The organism is Lutibaculum baratangense AMV1, assembly GCF_000496075.1.
GTDB classification, from domain to species: Bacteria; Pseudomonadota; Alphaproteobacteria; order Rhizobiales; family Tepidamorphaceae; genus Lutibaculum; species Lutibaculum baratangense.
The window spans coordinates 1-15385 of the sequence record NZ_AWXZ01000025.1 but is presented as its reverse complement, the minus strand read 5'-3'; the positions used below and the strand labels follow the sequence as shown (position 1 = coordinate 15385).

Genomic DNA, 15385 nt, shown 5'->3' with positions numbered 1-15385 from the left:
AAGATGCCGGTCACCGCGCCGAGGGCCGCGCCGGAGGAGACGCCGAGGATGTCGGGCGAGACGAGGGGATTGCGGAAGAGCCCCTGATACGCCGCCCCGGCCGTCGCGAGCGCCCCGCCGACGACGATCGCGACGAGGACCCGCGGCCCCCTGATCTCTGTGATGACGAGCTCGGCCGAGCGGTCGAGTCCCGAGGGAACTCCGGCGATGCGCGACCAGACCCAGCTCGCGAGATCGCCTGCGGTCACGGGATACGCGCCCAGGGAGAAGGCGAGGAGGCACGCCGCCGCGAGGGCGAGGAGGCCGAGCCACACGCCTTTCGCGCCGCGCCGGCGGGCGCGCGTCCCTTGCCGTTCGCCGATTGTGTGCGATCCCGAGGCCATGTCAGGGGTTGAGGAGACGGGCCAGTTCCTCCTCCGTCAACTCCTTCATGTAGAAGAGCTCGTAGAACTCCCGCGTCACCTCCTCCAGCGGCTGCGGGAAGAGGTCGGGGTACAGGACGGCGGCGAGCCATCGGACGCCCAGCACGCGGTTCACCGACGGCGGGAAATCGATCCACGGGAAGGGGTACTGGGGCGCGACGAAGATCCGGCCGCTCTCGACTGCGTCGATCGTCGCCCATCTCGGGTTGATCGCGACCTGGCGGGCGAAGCCGGGCTCGACCGTCAGGATGATCTCGGGGTCCCAAAGGATCACCTGCTCGAGCGACACGCTCGCCGTGCCGCGGCGCTCTCCCTGCGGCCCCGCGACGTTGCGGGCGCCGACGAAGTCCATCGCCTCGAAGTTGATCGAGCCGGAGAGCGCCGTGTCGAGACCTTCCGGTCCCCGCGCATAGTAGACGCGGGGACCTTCCTCCTCGGGAATCTCCGCGACCTTCTCCCGGACGTCCGCGAGCGTCGTCTCGACATAAGACGCGAGCCGGTCCGCCCGCTCGGGCACGCCGAGGACCTCGCCGAGCAGCCGGTAGGCCGCGGGCAATTCGTCGAGACGCCCCCCTAGAAGCATCGACGGCACGCCGGTCTGCGCCGTCACGCGGTCGGCGAGATCCGCGTAGGTGGGGCCCACGGAGCCGAGATCGACCACCAGATCCGGCCGCAAGGTCAGGACCACCTCGAGGTTGGCGGTGTTGCCGCGCCCGGTCAGCCGTCCGTGCGCCGGCAGGTCGCGATAGGCGTCCGGCAGGTACGCCGCCTCTTCGGGGGAGGGCGCCCGGGTCCAGCCGAGGAGCTTGTCGGGCGCCAGCGTGAAGAGGACGATCGCGGCCGGCGGCCCGGCGGCGAAGACCCGCTCGACCGGCTCCGGCACCGAGACGGGGCGGCCGGCGGAGTCCGTGACCTCGCCGGCCGCCGCGGCAAACGCCGTGCTGGCCAGAACCGCACCCAGGAGGATGGAGAGAGGGAGGCGGTGTCCGACCGGCCGCACGGCCTGCTCCTTACTTTCCGATCATCACGTCGGTCGCCTTGACGACGGCGCTGGCCGTGTCGCCCTCTTTCAGGGCGAGATCGTCGACGGCCTCGTTCGTGATCGAGGCGGTGACGATGACGCCGGGTCCGATCTCGAGGCGGACATGCGCCGTCGTCTGCCCCTTGTGAACCTCGACGACCCGGCCTTGCAGCACGTTGCGGGCGCTCAGTTTCATCTCACGTATCTCCCGTGTCTCATGGTTGTCTCGGCGGGCCGAACCCGTGCTGGGCCAGGATGGCCTGCCCATGAGAAGACACGATGAAGTCCGCCAGGTTCCCGGCGGCCGGCAAATCGCTGAGCACGATCAGCCCGTAATCCGCCCCGACATTGAGCTCGTCGGGGATCTCGACGACCTCGAGCCCCGCCACTTCGCGCGCGGCGACGACCGCGTTCGTGCAGTAGGTCAGGAAGATGTCGGCCTTCCCTTCCTCCATCACCCAGCCATAGACGGAGCGCGGCGTGTCCGGCTTCGGCGAATCCGGCCCGCCCGTCAGTTGCAGGGCCTTCGCCTTCAGCGCTTCCGCGGCACCCGGCCGGACCGCCTCCGCCTTCTCGAAGAGCTCGAACGCGTAGTCGCCCGACGGATCGGCCTTCGGCGTCGAGGTGCCGACCCGGACGTCCTCCCGCAGGAGGACGTCCACGAAGGTGTCGCCGGAGACGTCGAGGCCCTCGCGTGTCAGCGCGCAGAGCGTGTTCCGGGCGAAAGGAACGACGTCGCCGCCGCGCTCGGCCGCGATCGCCTGCGGGTGCTCCAGATTGGCCGACGCGAAAACGTCGACCGGCTCTCCGCCCAAGATGCGGTCGCGCAGGAGACCGGACGCGGCGAACTCCGCCTCGACCGGAGCCCCGCCCGAGGCCTCGAACGCCTCGGCGACCTCGGTGAGTGCGAGGCGCAGGCTCCCCGCGGCCAGGAGCCTGACCGTGTCCGCCTGCGCAACGCCGGTGCCGGCCATCACCAGAGCGGTGAGGATCGCGATCGTCCTCACGCGCCTTCGTCCTGCGCGTTCGGGAAGAAGAGCTGCTGGCCGTCGATCTCGTAGCTGCCGATCGCCTGCTGGCCTTCCCCGGAGACGAGCCAGTCGATGAACTGCTGGCCGGCCTCCGCCTTCACGTGCTCGTGGCGCTCGGGGTTCACGAGGATGACGCCGTACTGGTTGAAGAGCCGGTCGTCGCCTTCGACCACGATCTCGAGCGGCCCGCGGTTCTGGAAGCTGATCCAGGTCGCCCGGTCGCTCATCGTGTAGGCGGGCATCTGGGCGGCCGTGTTCAGCGTCGGCCCCATGCCCTGGCCGAGCTCGCGGTACCAGTCGCCCGACGGCTCGATTCCGGCCGCCTCCCAGAGATTGAGCTCGGCCTTGTGCGTGCCGGAGTCGTCGCCGCGCGAGGCGAACGGAGCCTCCGCCTCGGCGATTGCCTGAAGAGCTGCCACCGCGTCGCTCCCGCCCTTGATTCCGGCCGGATCGTCGCCGGGGCCGACGAACACGAAGTCGTTGTACATGACGGGCTCGCGCTCGACGCCGTGCCCCTCGGCCACGAACTCCTCCTCGGCGGCCTTGGCGTGGACGAAGAGAACGTCGGCGTCGCCGCGCCGCCCGGTCTCGAGGGCCTGGCCGGTCCCCTGCGCAATCACCCTGACCTCGATGCCGGTCTTCTCCTCGAAGATCGGGAGGATGTGGTCGAAGAGGCCGGACTGCTCCGTCGAGGTCGTCGAGGCAACGGTGATGAACTCGTCCTGCGCCACGGCGGGCTGCAGTGCGGCCGCGGCCATGAGCGAGAGCGCCGTGCCCGCCCCGATGATGTGCTTCAGAAACGCCATTCGTCTTCTCCCTGTCGTCGGTCTTTGGTCAGTGGAGCAGCTCGCCCTTCAGGAAGGCGTCCGCCTCTTCGGTTCGCGGCTTCGCGAAGAACTCGTCGGCCGGCGTGTGCTCGAGAAGCCGGCCGTTGTGCAGGAACAGGACCTCGTCGCCGAGGCGCCGCGCCTGGCCCATGTTGTGGGTCGTCATCACGATCTTCACGCCGTCTGCGTGGATCGCCTCGATCATCTCCTCGATCGCCTTCGTCGACGCGGGGTCGAGCGCGGAGGTCGGCTCGTCGAGAAAGAGCACCTGCGGCCTGAGCGACCACGCGCGGGCGATGGCCAGGCGCTGCTGCTCGCCGCCCGACAGGAGGCGGGCAGGCCGGTCCGCGAGGTGGCCGAGCCCGAAGCGCTCGAGCGCCTCGTCCGCGCGCCGGCCGCGCTCGCTCCGGTCGAGCCCCCCGAGGCTCAGCGCATGAACGAGGTTCGCCCGCGCGCTCCGCCGCAGCATCACCGGGCGCTGGAACACCATCGCGTGGCGCTTGCGCCTCCGGTCGGTCGTTCCACCCGCCCACGCGACCTCGCCGGCCGTCGGCTTGATGAGGCCGTGGGACAGTCGGAGCGTCAGCGACTTTCCGGCGCCGTTCGGCCCGATGATGAGCGTCCGGACGCCGGCGCGGAGCTCGAAGGAGATCCCCTTGATGAGCTCGGTGCCGCGGACGCCGAAGCGGAGCCCGGACACGCGCAGCGGCAGGATCGAGAAGGTGCCGTGCATCATCAGCCCGCCGTCCGTTGCGCGACCCGGCCGGAGACGAACGCTCCGGCGTTGAGGAGGAGGGTCAGCGACAGGAGGATGATCCCGAGGCCGAGCGCCAGCGCGAGGTCGCCGCGCGCGGTCTCGAGCGCGATGGCGGTGGTCATCGTCCGGGTGTGCCCGGCGATGTTGCCGCCGACGATCAGCACGGCGCCGACCTCCGCCATGGCCCGGCCGAGGCCCGCGAGGACCACCGTGACGAGACTGAAGCGGCCGTCCCACAGAAGCGTCGGCACGGCCCGCAGCGCAGAGGAGCCGAGCGAGCGGAGCTGGTCCTCGTATTCGCGCCAGAGGTCTTCGATCACGGAGCGCGTCAGCGACACGATGATCGGGGTGATCAGGACGGTCTGCGCGATGATCATCGCGGTGGGCGTGAACAGGAGCGCGAGGGGACCGAGCGGCCCGGAGCGTGACAGCGTGAGGTAGACGACGAGCCCGGCCACGACCGGCGGCAGCCCCATCAGCGAGTTGAAGACGACGATCACGCCGCCGCGGCCCGGGAACCGCGCGAGCGCGAGGGCCGCTCCCGCCGGCAGGCCGACGAGGCAAGACAGGAAGACCGCGCTGAGCGTGACGCGCAGCGACAGGCCGACGATCTCCGCGAGGGCGGCATCGCCGCTCACGATGAGGTTGATGGCGGTGACGAACGCGCCCTGGCCGTCCACGAAAATCTCCTGAGATTTCACGCAATCATGGACATCTCGGCAAAAGAGGGCAAGGATGTAAACTTTGCAGCGTAACACAGGAATCTGCGGATGGACCTGATGACCACCGCCGAGGTCGCCGCCTATCTCCGGATCAAGGAGAGGACCGTCTACGACATGGCGGGCAAGCGGCAGATCCCCTGCACGCGGGCCACGGGCAAGCTCCTGTTCTCCCGCAGGCAGATCGACCGGTGGGTCGAGGGCCTGACCGAGTTGCCGGCCGGTCAGCCCGGGTCGCCGCCCCCGATCTACGCGGGCTCGAGCGATCCGCTTCTCGAGTGGGCGCTGCGGGAATCGGGGAGCGGCCTGGCGACGCTGACGGGCGGCAGCCGCGACGGGCTCACCCGCCTCGGCAACGGCGAGGCCGTGGTCGCCGGCGTGCACATACGGGAGGGGGACGGTGCCGCCTATAATACAGCGACCGTCCGCCGCGAACTGCCCTGGCCGGACGTCGTCGTGATCCGGTGGGCCGAGCGTCAGCAGGGCCTGCTGGTCGCCCCGGGCAACCCGCTCGGCTTGCGCAGCCTCGAGGACATCTTCGGGAAGAGGCCGCGCCTCGCCCTGCGGCCCGAGGGCGCGGGCAGCCGGATCCTCTTCGATTCCCTCGTGCGCGAGTCGGGGCGGGACGAGGGCGAGCTCGTCGGATCCGCGCGGGAGGCCCTGACGGAGGGCGACCTCGCCGCGATGATCACGGATGGCGAGGCCGATTGCGGTCTCGGCGTGGCGGCGGCCGTGCCGCGGCACGGCGTCGACTTCGTGCCGCTCGGCATCGCGGAGCAGTTTGATCTCGTCATGCGCCGCAGGGACTTTTTCGAGCCGCCGCTGCAGAAGCTCATGTGGTTCGCCCGCACGGAGGCCTTCCGCCGGCGTGCCGAAGGCCATCCCGGCTACGACACCGGCCGCCTCGGGGAAGTGGTCCTCAACGGGTAGCGCGCGAGCGCCGGCGGGCCTTCATAGCCGCCGGGAGGATTGGCGGCGCCCCCGCCTCCACGCCACCTCGTCACCGCGAACCGTGCGGAGCCTGAACGCACGTCCGGATCATGAAGGCGCCTTCAGCTCGTCATGTTGGGTTCTCTGGTCCAGACTGAAGGTCATTCGAAACGCTGCGCCGCTGACTGTGGGTTCTGCGCTGAACGTTCCTTTCATGCGCCGCATGGCGGTCTCACATATCGAAAGTCCCAGTCCGCTTCCGGAACGGGCATCGTCATCGCCCCGGACGAAGCGTGCAAATCTGAAGCTGGGGAAGTCCGGTGGCAAGCCCGGGCCGGTATCGGCGAACAGAAGCGTTCCCTCGCTGGAGATGGAGATCTTCACGTTGCTGCCGGTTGGCGTGTGTCTGCGGACGTTGTCCAAGAGATTCCGCAGGATTAGCCCGATCAGTGTCGGGTCGCCGATGACCTGGACAGGTGCGTCCAGGCCGTCGGCCTCGATCGACCATCCGGCGGACACCAGCCGCGGGGCCGCCTCCTGCAGGACTTCGGCGACTGTCTCGCCGAGGTGGAGCGATTGCAGGGAGAAGGCCGTGCCGCCATCCAGCCTGGCGACTTGCAGCAGCTGCTCGATCAGCCGGGCCATGGCGTCGATGTCCTGCATGGCCGCATCCCGGTCCGGATCGGATGCGAGGCCTTCCAGCCGCAGCTTGAGGTCGGCGAGCGGCGTCCTGAGCTCATGGGCGGCGTGGATGGAGAAGTCGCGTTGGGCAACGGCACCCGCCCTTATGCTGTCCAGGGCTTGGTTGACGGCGACGATCAGCGGCTGCACCTCGGCAGGTGCCGGTGAGCCGTCAAGCCGCTGATGCCCCAGATTGTCGAAGGTGATCCGTTCGGCCTGCGCGGCCACGCGCCGGAGCCCCGCCAGGCTGAAGCGAACGATGCCCACCGCGGTCATCACCATGACGACGAGCATCGCCAGCGCCGCCCAGCCCAGTTCTTCGAGGGACTGGGCAAAGAAGGTGTTGGTCAGAGCGGCGACATCCGAACGGGATCGTGCCAGCCGCAGCCATACGTCGAGCTCCGGCACGTAAAGCTCGGCGATCAGGAGCGGCCCGGCGCCGTCGAGCGACGGTCCGCTCAGAAGGACGGGTTCGGGGTCCGCTGGTCCAGGGTGCCCGGCCGGAGCGTTGGCATCGGAGCGATCCAGCACCCTCCCCGTCGCATCCGTGACGGTGTAGCCGTAGATCGGCCGGGGGCCTGACAGCAGGCCGGTATAGGGCGGGTCGATATCTGACCATGTCTCGGCCGGGCGGTCGAACACGACTGTGCCGCCAGGGGTGCGTCGAAGCGCTCCCACCCATTCCTCGACTTGCGTGGACAGCCCGCGTTCTTCCATCGCGAACTGGTCGCCCGTGAACTCCAGGGAGAGGATCGTGCCGGCACCGACGAGGGTCAGCGCGGATATCGCCGTCACGACGACCGCGAGCCTCGCATCGAGGCGATAGGCCCGTCTCATGACCGGGTCTCGTACAGGATGTAGCCCAGACCTCGCAGCGCCTTGAGCTCGACCGTCGCTCCCGCGTCCGAGAGTTTCCTGCGAAGCCGATGGACCAGCGTCTCGACCGCGTTGTCCGACCAGTCCTGGTGGAGCGCGTAGACATGCTCGCCCAGCATCCGCTTCGGTGTCACGCGGTCACCCGCGCGGATCAGCTTGTCGAGCGCTGCATGTTCCTGAGCGGTCAGCCTCACCTCCCGGTCAGCCACTGTCAGTCGCGTGCCATGCGGATCGTAGAGGAGATTTCCCAGACGCATCTCGGTCGCCGTGATCCCCGGGGAGCGGCGTCGCAGCGCCCTCATTCGTGCCAGGAGCTCTTCGGTCGCAAACGGCTTGACGAGATAGTCGTCAGCCCCCGCATCCAATCCGGTCACCCGGTCCCCGATCTCGTCCCGCGCGGTGAGCATCAAGGTCGGCGTCCGCAGGCCGGCGGCACGGACGGACCTGACGAGCGCCCGCCCATCGCCATCGTCGAGCATGATGTCCACGATGCAGAGGTCGTATGCCGCCAATCTCCACGCCGCCTCGGCGTCCGCGACGGTCGCGAAGACATCGACCGCATGACCGGCCTCGGCAAGCCGTCGAGCCAGGGCCTCGGACAGCAGGCGATCGTTCTCGACGACCAGAATTCGCATCACGACCCTTCAGAACCTTACGCCGCCGATCAGCGTGAAGCTCTCGCTTCGCTGCCGGGCTGTCGAAAGCTGATCCCGGCGCAAGGTATGGCGGCGAGCGGTCGCCGCGCGCAAGTCGGGACGACCAGCACGTGCTGCTCAACTCCAGCGGCCCCGTTGAGCAGTCTGTAGTGCCCGAATCCGCAAGGTTTCTGCAAGCCGGCCGGCGCATGCGCCGGGGCTATGAGCGCAGCCCTCTCCGACCCCGTTTCATCCGGCGCGAAATCGGACCGCCTGATCGTCGCGTTCCTGGCTGGCATTCTGGCAACCAGCGGGTTCTTCTGGCTCTTTCCGGAAGTCGATCTGGCTGTCAGCCGCTGGTTCTTCGAGCCCGAAGACGGCTTCGCCCTGTCCCGCGACCCAAACCTGCAATGGCTCCGGAACAGCTCTCCCTGGGTCGTGGCCGGGGTCGTTCTGGCCATCTTGGTCCGCCTCCGGTGGGATGCCGCCGGGGGAGCCCTGACCTGGTCTCGAGCGCGGAAGCCGATTTGGCTTCTGTCTGGGCTGGCTCTTGGTCCGGGCCTGATCGTGAACGGACTCTTGAAAGTGCACTGGGGCCGGCCCCGACCTGTCCAGGTCGACGTCTTCGGAGGGGACGCGGTCCACCGGATGGTCTGGGTCATCAGCGACGGGTGCGATCGAAACTGTTCGTTCGTCAGCGGAGAGGCGTCCTCGTCAGCCTGGCTCGTCGCTGCCGCCCTCGCTGCGCCCAAGCCGGTGAGGCCCGCTGCAACAGCGGCGACTCTCCTCTACGCAGGGTCGCTATCGCTGAACCGGATGGCCTTCGGCGGACATTTCCTTTCGGATGTCGTTCTCGCCTGGCTGATTTGCGGGCTCGTCTTCGCAGTTCTTCATCGGCTTATTCCAGACGCGTGATCTGCCCCGGAAAGCAGACGGGCCGCGCCCGCCGCTTCTCAATATCGGCGGGAGAAATCCAGCCTGTCGCGGGATAAAGGCGGCGGGAATCGAAGAAGCCTTGGATGTCAGCGAAGAGATCACGGAGAGCCTCCTCCCGCATGGCGATCACGCGGCGACGGACGCACTCGACCTTCAGCGGAAATTGGCGCACCCGACAAGATTCGAACTTGTGACCTCTGCCTTCGGAGGGCGCGTTGTGGCGCTTTTCTGGTGCTTCCTGCTGTTTACCGGGCATCGCTAGGCTATTATGATCCTCGCAATTTCCGGGCATAGGGAAAGGCAGAGGTTGCGCGCGAAATTACCCGCATTTGCTTCCTGCTGCTTCCTATATGCTTCCTGTAGCGTTTTGGAGGCCGATTTTGGCGAAGCTCACAAAGAGGCTGATCGACGGCCTTGAACCGAAATCGAGCGACTATTTCGAATGGGACGATGAGCTTCCCGGCTTCGGTGTGCGGGTGTGGCCGACTGGCCGGAAGGTCTATGTCGCGCAATACCGCGCTGGCGTCCGCACCCGGCGCGTGAAGGTCGGAACGTACGGCCCGTTGACGGTGGAAGAAGCCAGGAAGGAAGCCAAAGGCATCCTCGGCGACGTGGCGCGCGGCGAAGACCCGCAAGAGGATCGGGTGACGCGCCGGAAGTCGCTCACCGTGTCGCAGCTCTGCGACAATTACCTTCAGGCTGCCGAGCGCGGCTTGATCATGGGCAAGGGCGGGAAGGCAAAGAAGGCTTCCACGCTCTACACCGATCGGGGCAGGATCGATCGCCATATCCGCCCGCTGCTGGGCAACAAGCTTGTGCGCGACATGACCCAGGCGGACGTTGCCCGGTTCATTCGCGATGTTGCCAGCGGCAAGACGGCGGTGGTGGAGAAGACCGACCGCAAGCGCGGCAAGGCGATTGTGGAAGGTGGCACCGGCACGGCAGCCCGCACCGCTGGGCTTCTCGGCGGCATCCTATCCTTCGCCGTGTCGGAAGGCGTGATCCCGTTCAATCCCGCAACTGGCGTGAAGCGACCCGCCGATAATCGACGCCAGCGGCGCTTGACCGCCGACGAATACAAGGCGCTGGGCAAGGCGCTGGTCGCCGCCGAGGCCGACGCGGAAACCGCACAAGGGATCAAGGGCGCTTGGTTGCTTGCCCTCACCGGCTGCCGCCTCGGCGAAGTCGAAAATCTGAAATGGGCTGAAGTCGATGACGATGGCGGGTGCTTCCGCCTCGAAGATTCGAAGGAAGGCGCATCCGTCCGCCCGATCGGAAGGCCAGTGTTCGATGTGCTGGCGACGATAGAGCGGGAAAAGGATAACCCTTTCGTGCTGACGGCCCTTCGCGGTGAAGGCGCGTTCGGCGGGATGCCGGGCGCGTGGCGTCGGATCGTGAAGCGCGCCGAGTTGGAAGGCATCACCCCGCACACCCTTCGGCATTCCTACGCCAGCGTGGCCGGTGATCTTGGCTTCACCGAAAGCACGATCGCGGCGATGCTGGGCCATGCGGCGGGATCGGTGACTTCGCGCTATGTGCATCACCTCGACAGCGTGTTGATCGCCGCTGCCGACAAGGTGGCGCGGACGATCCACGGGATGATGACGGGAGCCGAAGGCAAGGTGGTGCAACTGCCGAGCCGCAAGCGCAGAGCCTGAAACCGTCGCGCGGACACGGTTTTTCGTGGTGCTACAGGTGCTACAGGTGCTACAGCGTGGAAACTAAAGGGGAAATCCTGTAGCACCGGGAAAATCGGCAGGTGCTACAGGTGCTACAAAACGGCCACATGGATTGAACCAAAGGGTGCCGCCCGCCATATAAGAAGTGACAAGTCAAGGGTTTTGTGAGATAGCCTCACGCATGAAGGCAAGTATGCTGCGATTTCAGTTTGACGAAAAGAAGGGTGTAGAGGCGCTGACCTATGTCGCGTCGAAGTGGCCCGGCTTGACCGCGTTCTTCGCGGCCAAGGTGCTTTTCTTTGCCGAAAAACAGCATCTGAATCGCTATTCGCGCCCGATTGTCGGCGACACCTTCATTGCCATGCCTAACGGCCCAGTGCCTTCGACGCTCTACGATTTCATCAAAGGCAGGCTCGACCAGGCTGGCGACCCCGATGCGATCATGGCTGCGCTTTTGATCGAGCGTGACCCCTATCCGCGTGTGGCTGCCCAGCGCGCCCCGGACTTGGATGCGCTGTCGCCGAGCGATCTGGAATGCCTGGACGAAGCGATTGCGTTTTGCCGTGGCCGTGGCTTCGGCGCGTTGTCGGGATTGACGCATCAAGAGCGCGCTTGGCTCGAAGCGCCTGCCAATGGTCCTATGGACTATGAGCACATGATTGAAGGCGACGATCGGGAAGTCATCGTCGCCGAAGCACGAGAGTTTGCGAGCTACGGTGTTCTGTGACTGTCGGGCACGTTTACGTCATCTACACGACGCTTGCCCGTCCGCCGAAAGACAAGATCACCCTTTGCATTTGCGCGGCTGAAAACCTCTTCTTCTGGATCAACACGAATCCCCAGCGCCACGGCATCGGGCAGCTTCAGCTTGTCGCCGCCGATCATGGCGCGCTTTCGCACGACTGCTTTCTTGATTGTTCCCGCGTGACGACCTTCGCGCAACATGAGCTGGACGCCGCGCAACATCGTGGCGCTATCTCTGCGGACCTTGCCCGGCGCGTGGTGGAGTTCCTGCAAAACGACCCGCCGAAGACCTTGCCGCCTCGCTTCGTGAACCTGGCAATCGCGAACCTATCGGCTCTTTTTTAGCCGGACGCCCGGCCCTTCGCCGTTCTCTTCCACGAAGATCACGCCTGCCTCTTCAAGCGCGCGCTGGATCACGTCCAGCGTGGCGTTGCGCGGCTGCGATCCGCCGCCCTCAAACTGGCGGACGGTGACAACGCCGACGCGCGCGGCATCGGCAAGCTGCTGTTGCGACCAATCGAGAAGAGCGCGACCGGCGCGGCATTGTGCGGACGTAATCATGCCCCGGCTTTAGCATGATCCATCGCCTAACGCCAGAACTGTCGAAAATAGCTTGATCTATCCCTAATCGTCGGTTATCAACGTAACTGTCGTTTTTCGACAGAACAGGAGATAGCAAGATGCCGAACAGCACCGTTCCGGCAGCCGCCGAAGGCTTGCCCGATGACATGACGTACGAAGATTTTGCTGCGATGGATTTCGAGCCGTGGCAGCACGAGCCTGACGAGTGGAAGCCGCCTTCGAATGAGGAGTGGGCGCGGCTGGCAAATCCCTACCTCGTATCTGTCCGAATGGCCTGGCTGACGCTCTTCAAGACCAAGCCCGAACTTATGGAAATGATCGCGGGCATGGATCGTGAAGGCATCTTCGAGCCTTACGGGAACGGTATCCGAGAAAGCATCGATTTTTTCAAAGCCTTCCTTGCGGTGCTGGAAGCCGCCGAAGCTCGAATCATATGCGCCGGGCTATCCCTCGGCGACGAAGAGGATTCCACCAAAAATCGCAGATGACTTTCATGATCCCGGCTTGTGGAGCCGTCCCGCTCGGTCGGTGGGACGGCTTTTTTGTGCCGATCTTTATCCACGCCCATACCGCGCCCCGTATTCTGGAAAGCCGAAGCAACGCCGGGAAAACGAAAGTCGGTGGAAATGACAGCAAGGTGTCGTTAGGGCTTGCGCTCTACCCAAATGACAGCTAAGTGTCGTTTCGTGAGATAGGAAGGCCGTGATGCACACCGGGAAGTTAGCGTTCGATCAAAGCAAGGTTCTGGCATGGTGGACCGGACGGATTACCAATGCCGAGCTGGCTGAATGGACGGGCCAGACCGAGCGCGACATTCGGCTGATTCTCGACACGCCCTACATGCGCGGACAGATTCAGGGCGGCGGGCGCGGCAGCAAGAACACCCGCCGCATTTCCCGGCAGGCCCGCAACGCTGTGGCGATTGTCGCGGCGCTTCGCAAGGGCGGCTTGTCGATCGAGGCCGCTGCAAATCTTTTGAATGCCGTTCCCGTTCTTGCAAGTTTCCCGACCGAGACCATCGACTTCAGCCCTACCGCCCTCGAAGCGCATCCCGCGCCCTATGGCGGGATTGCGATGCTGGCGATCGAACAACCAGATGCAGGTTGGCTGCCGACCGACAACGTTCCCCGTCATGTCTTCGACCGCCGCTGCCGACCGATGGTAAAGACTGACGCGCCAAACAAAGTCAGTATTGGCAATATCGGGTGGCTACCGACTTGGGTTGAGGAAATGATTGGCGGCTTGCCGGAAGGCTGGCGAAGCTTCGGAGAACCGCTTTACCGGCCCGAAATCGATCCCCTCGGCATTTACGAGTTAAACAACACGTCGCCCGACGCGCACGATGCCGTGGATCATCACTTCTACATTGTGGATGGCCGCTGGGTTTGGGTTCGCTACCACGATCCCGACCCGCGCCAGTACGCCGTTGACGTGTTCCAGTGGATGGAACTGCGGCAGGAAAGGCGCTTCGACCACGAGAACATTTCGTTCGACTTCGAGCCGATCGCCGAGCTTCGCCAGGAAGACCGGACAGCGAAATCCATTCTGCGTGATGAAGAGAAGGAGCCGGAATCCCGCCGCGCGTGGGAGCAATTTCAAACGAAGCTGGACGTAAACGCCTCGCTGGCGATCCGGCAAATGAAGCGGGTTGCCCTTGGGCTCACCGCGCCGCCGTAGCGGAAAGGTGTCTGTAGCAAAGCCGGTGAAGACCGGGACGGACTGAAAGGAACCGAAGATGACTGAAGAATTGAAACCCGCTTCGGCGGGAACGGCGGAGCCTTGCCTTCCGCCCGCCCTTCGCAAGCCCCGCCTTCGCCGGTGGGAAGCTGCCGATTATCTGAAGATCGTTCACGGGATCGAGGTTGCCCCGGCAACGCTCGCGAAGTGGGCTTCGGTCGGTGGCGGCCCGGCCTATCAGAAGGTGAACCGCACCCCGCTCTATCCGACCGTGGAGCTGGATAGCTGGGCCGCCGACAAGCTGGGCGATCCCGTCCGCAACACCTCTCACGGCTAGGACGGGATCGTGCTGGATTTCGCCCGCATCAATGCCGCCGCGATTGCCGCACTGCCGTCGCTCTTGGCGCGGTGGCTGCCCGATGGTCGCCGCGTCGGCCACGAATGGGTGGCGCGCAATCCTCGGCGATCCGATCGCAACCCCGGAAGCTTCCGGGTGAACATGAATACCGGCAAATGGGCCGACTTCGCCACCGACGAATGCGGCGGTGATCCGGTGAGCCTTGCCGCGTATCTGGCAGGAACCGGCCAGGCCGAAGCCGCCCGCGCCCTCGCTGACATGCTGGGGGTGGACGCATGACCATGAACGCGATGTTTGCGCCCTTGTCGCCGGACGAAATCGCGCTGGCCGAAAGCCCCGCGCCGAAGGCAGGCGAGAAGCTGCCGATCGTTCCCGTTCCCGATGACGCGCCCGCCATGCAGTTCCGGCACCCGAAGTTGGGGGAGCCGGTGAAGGCGTGGCCTTATCACGATCCTGAAGCCCGGTTGATCGGCTACGTCGTCCGGTTCGACTATATGGACGATGCTGGCAACCCGGCGAAGGATTATCTGCCGATCACCTATTGCGACCTCGGCAAAGGCCGCCGCGCCTGGCGCGCGAAGGGCATTCCCGAACCGCGCCCGCTCTATGGCCTGCCCGGCATCGTCACCCGCACCGATACTCCGATCATTGTCGCCGAGGGCGAAAAGGCCGCCGACGCTGCCGCGATCCTCTTCCCCGATATGACAGCGACAACGCCGCCGCATGGCGCGAAATCGCCTCACAAGGCGGATTGGTCCGCCGTCGCCGGTCGCACCGTGATCATTGCAACCGACAATGACGAAGCCGGGCAGCAATTCGGCGACAGGGTTTGCGAGCTGGCGCGCGCGGCAGGCGCTTCCGCCGTCCTGCACCTTCCGCCCGATCGCCTCGGCGCATGGATATGGATGGACGGTGAGAAAACGCTTCGTGAAGGCGTGATCCCGAAAGGCTGGGATATTGCCGACGCGATCGAAGAGGGTTGGACCGCCGAGGCCGTCGCCGAGTTGAAGAGCGATCCGGCCTTCCTGCCGATCTATCGCGATGCCGCAGAGCGCGAAACCCTTCGCCGCGTTGCCGCTGGCGAGCCTGAAGAGCTGACCCGCTGGCCGTTCCGCGTGGTCGCCAATGGCGTGGAAAAGCGGATCGAACGCGCCGACAAGGAAACCGGCATCATCACGATCGAATGGAAGTGGTTTTGCTCGCTTCTCGAAGTGGTGGCCGAAACCCGTAGCATCGAAAGCGAAGACTGGGGCCGCCTCTTGCGCGTCACCGATCGCGATGGCCGCACAAAGGAATGGAGTATGCCCATGCGGATGCTGGCCGGTGACGGCACGGCATATCGCGAACACCTGCTTTCCCTCGGCATGATCATGGCACCGGGCCGGTTCGCCCGTGACGCCTTGCACGAATACATTTCCACCGCCCGGCCAGACACGAAGGCACGTTGCGTCAATCGCCTCGGCTGGGGCGGACGCGCCTTTGTCCTTCCCCGGCAGACCTTCGGAGACAA

At 65.7% G+C, this 15385-nt stretch carries 21 protein-coding genes; 10 read left to right on the top strand and 11 right to left on the bottom strand.

The annotated features are described in order from the left end of the window. The 7 genes from N177_RS09405 to N177_RS09375 all read right to left on the bottom strand — a co-directional run. A partial coding sequence (locus tag N177_RS09405) for an iron chelate uptake ABC transporter family permease subunit (protein ID WP_244444261.1) occupies positions 1-314 on the bottom strand: 314 nt, incomplete at its 3' end. 70 nt (positions 315-384) lie between these two features. Then, positions 385-1422 (bottom strand): iron ABC transporter substrate-binding protein, encoded by a 1038-nt coding sequence (locus tag N177_RS09400; protein WP_023432074.1) that lies wholly within the window; start codon positions 1420-1422, stop codon positions 385-387. A 10-nt stretch (positions 1423-1432) separates the two neighbouring features. Continuing rightward, complete coding sequence (locus tag N177_RS09395; RefSeq protein ID WP_023432073.1) at positions 1433-1639, bottom strand: TOBE domain-containing protein; 207 nt, start codon at positions 1637-1639, stop codon at positions 1433-1435. A gap of 19 nt (positions 1640-1658) precedes the next feature. Further along, positions 1659-2450, bottom strand: a complete 792-nt coding sequence (locus N177_RS09390; protein WP_023432072.1) for a molybdate ABC transporter substrate-binding protein — start codon at positions 2448-2450, stop codon at positions 1659-1661. Beyond that, positions 2447-3232 carry an ABC transporter substrate-binding protein gene (locus N177_RS09385; RefSeq protein ID WP_244444262.1) on the bottom strand — a complete coding sequence of 262 codons (786 nt, stop codon included), beginning with the start codon at positions 3230-3232 and terminating at the stop codon, positions 2447-2449. The genes N177_RS09390 and N177_RS09385 overlap by 4 nt, the downstream gene beginning before the upstream one ends. 76 nt (positions 3233-3308) lie before the next feature. Then, positions 3309-4037, bottom strand: a complete 729-nt coding sequence (locus N177_RS09380) for an ABC transporter ATP-binding protein (RefSeq protein WP_023432070.1) — start codon at positions 4035-4037, stop codon at positions 3309-3311. After that, positions 4037-4738: an ABC transporter permease gene (locus N177_RS09375; RefSeq protein ID WP_023432069.1), complete on the bottom strand. Its 702-nt coding sequence runs from the start codon at positions 4736-4738 to the stop codon at positions 4037-4039. Before N177_RS09375 ends, N177_RS09380 begins: the two co-directional genes overlap by 1 nt. Before the next feature lie 90 nt (positions 4739-4828). Here N177_RS09375 and N177_RS09370 point away from each other — a divergent pair, with 90 nt between their 5' ends. Continuing rightward, positions 4829-5707 (top strand): helix-turn-helix transcriptional regulator, encoded by an 879-nt coding sequence (locus N177_RS09370; protein ID WP_023432068.1) that lies wholly within the window; start codon positions 4829-4831, stop codon positions 5705-5707. Between the two features lie 108 nt (positions 5708-5815). On the opposite strand, the gene N177_RS09365 is transcribed toward N177_RS09370, so the two are convergent. Beyond that, positions 5816-7225 carry a sensor histidine kinase gene (locus tag N177_RS09365; protein WP_023432067.1) on the bottom strand — a complete coding sequence of 470 codons (1410 nt, stop codon included), beginning with the start codon at positions 7223-7225 and terminating at the stop codon, positions 5816-5818. Further along, positions 7222-7899, bottom strand: coding sequence for a response regulator transcription factor (locus tag N177_RS09360; RefSeq protein ID WP_040485514.1), 678 nt, complete (start codon positions 7897-7899; stop codon positions 7222-7224). The genes N177_RS09365 and N177_RS09360 overlap by 4 nt, the downstream gene beginning before the upstream one ends. A gap of 222 nt (positions 7900-8121) precedes the next feature. Between N177_RS09360 and N177_RS09355 the strand changes: the two genes are divergently transcribed. Then, complete coding sequence (locus N177_RS09355) at positions 8122-8814, top strand: phosphatase PAP2 family protein (protein WP_023432065.1); 693 nt, start codon at positions 8122-8124, stop codon at positions 8812-8814. Here N177_RS09355 and N177_RS21025 read toward each other — a convergent pair. Then, the gene (locus N177_RS21025) at positions 8798-9091 is read right to left on the bottom strand and encodes a hypothetical protein (protein WP_152527885.1); all 294 of its coding nucleotides are present in this window, start codon (positions 9089-9091) and stop codon (positions 8798-8800) included. The two genes, N177_RS09355 and N177_RS21025, sit on opposite strands and share 17 nt — an antisense overlap. A gap of 124 nt (positions 9092-9215) precedes the next feature. On the opposite strand from N177_RS21025, the gene N177_RS09340 reads away from it, so the two are divergent. The 3 genes from N177_RS09340 to N177_RS09330 all read left to right on the top strand — a co-directional run bounded on the left by N177_RS09340 (position 9216) and on the right by N177_RS09330 (position 11603). Beyond that, positions 9216-10493 carry a tyrosine-type recombinase/integrase gene (locus tag N177_RS09340; protein ID WP_023432063.1) on the top strand — a complete coding sequence of 426 codons (1278 nt, stop codon included), beginning with the start codon at positions 9216-9218 and terminating at the stop codon, positions 10491-10493. Between the two features lie 214 nt (positions 10494-10707). Then, on the top strand, positions 10708-11241 hold the full coding sequence (locus N177_RS09335; protein WP_023432062.1) for a Panacea domain-containing protein: 534 nt from the start codon (positions 10708-10710) through the stop codon (positions 11239-11241). Further along, positions 11238-11603: a hypothetical protein gene (locus N177_RS09330; protein WP_040485512.1), complete on the top strand. Its 366-nt coding sequence runs from the start codon at positions 11238-11240 to the stop codon at positions 11601-11603. Before N177_RS09335 ends, N177_RS09330 begins: the two co-directional genes overlap by 4 nt. Here the strand turns inward: N177_RS09330 and N177_RS21020 are convergent. Further along, positions 11586-11819: a helix-turn-helix domain-containing protein gene (locus N177_RS21020; RefSeq protein WP_023432060.1), complete on the bottom strand. Its 234-nt coding sequence runs from the start codon at positions 11817-11819 to the stop codon at positions 11586-11588. The genes N177_RS09330 and N177_RS21020 overlap by 18 nt on opposite strands. Positions 11820-11938: 119 nt before the next feature. On the opposite strand from N177_RS21020, the gene N177_RS09320 reads away from it, so the two are divergent. From N177_RS09320 to N177_RS09300, 5 genes are all read left to right on the top strand, one after another. Then, positions 11939-12328, top strand: coding sequence for a hypothetical protein (locus tag N177_RS09320; RefSeq protein ID WP_040485511.1), 390 nt, complete (start codon positions 11939-11941; stop codon positions 12326-12328). Positions 12329-12545: 217 nt separating this feature from the next. Next, a complete protein-coding gene (locus N177_RS09315; protein WP_040485510.1) occupies positions 12546-13517 on the top strand; it encodes a hypothetical protein in 972 nt (323 codons plus the stop codon). A gap of 58 nt (positions 13518-13575) precedes the next feature. Next, positions 13576-13854 carry a hypothetical protein gene (locus N177_RS09310; protein WP_023432057.1) on the top strand — a complete coding sequence of 93 codons (279 nt, stop codon included), beginning with the start codon at positions 13576-13578 and terminating at the stop codon, positions 13852-13854. Positions 13855-13863: 9 nt separating this feature from the next. Continuing rightward, positions 13864-14154 (top strand): hypothetical protein, encoded by a 291-nt coding sequence (locus N177_RS09305; RefSeq protein WP_023432056.1) that lies wholly within the window; start codon positions 13864-13866, stop codon positions 14152-14154. Then, positions 14151-15385, top strand: a 1235-nt coding sequence (locus N177_RS09300; RefSeq protein ID WP_152527884.1) for a DUF927 domain-containing protein, incomplete at its 3' end; no start/stop codon positions are given. The genes N177_RS09305 and N177_RS09300, both read left to right, overlap by 4 nt.

Bases quoted from the DNA above. Each gene is read 5' to 3' on its own strand.
- N177_RS09395 (WP_023432073.1), bottom strand. From the start codon at position 1,639: ATGAAACTGAGCGCCCGCAACGTGCTGCAAGGCCGGGTCGTCGAGGTT.
- N177_RS09385 (WP_244444262.1), bottom strand. From the start codon at position 3,232: ATGGCCGCGGCCGCACTGCAGCCCGCCGTGGCGCAGGACGAGTTCATC.
- N177_RS09380 (WP_023432070.1), bottom strand. From the start codon at position 4,037: ATGATGCACGGCACCTTCTCGATCCTGCCGCTGCGCGTGTCCGGGCTC.
- N177_RS09370 (WP_023432068.1), top strand. From the start codon at position 4,829: ATGGACCTGATGACCACCGCCGAGGTCGCCGCCTATCTCCGGATCAAG.
- N177_RS09365 (WP_023432067.1), bottom strand. From the start codon at position 7,225: ATGAGACGGGCCTATCGCCTCGATGCGAGGCTCGCGGTCGTCGTGACG.
- N177_RS09360 (WP_040485514.1), bottom strand. From the start codon at position 7,899: ATGCGAATTCTGGTCGTCGAGAACGATCGCCTGCTGTCCGAGGCCCTG.
- N177_RS09355 (WP_023432065.1), top strand. From the start codon at position 8,122: ATGAGCGCAGCCCTCTCCGACCCCGTTTCATCCGGCGCGAAATCGGAC.
- N177_RS21025 (WP_152527885.1), bottom strand. From the start codon at position 9,091: ATGCCCGGTAAACAGCAGGAAGCACCAGAAAAGCGCCACAACGCGCCC.
- N177_RS09335 (WP_023432062.1), top strand. From the start codon at position 10,708: ATGCTGCGATTTCAGTTTGACGAAAAGAAGGGTGTAGAGGCGCTGACC.
- N177_RS21020 (WP_023432060.1), bottom strand. From the start codon at position 11,819: ATGATTACGTCCGCACAATGCCGCGCCGGTCGCGCTCTTCTCGATTGG.
- N177_RS09320 (WP_040485511.1), top strand. From the start codon at position 11,939: ATGCCGAACAGCACCGTTCCGGCAGCCGCCGAAGGCTTGCCCGATGAC.
- N177_RS09315 (WP_040485510.1), top strand. From the start codon at position 12,546: ATGCACACCGGGAAGTTAGCGTTCGATCAAAGCAAGGTTCTGGCATGG.
- N177_RS09310 (WP_023432057.1), top strand. From the start codon at position 13,576: ATGACTGAAGAATTGAAACCCGCTTCGGCGGGAACGGCGGAGCCTTGC.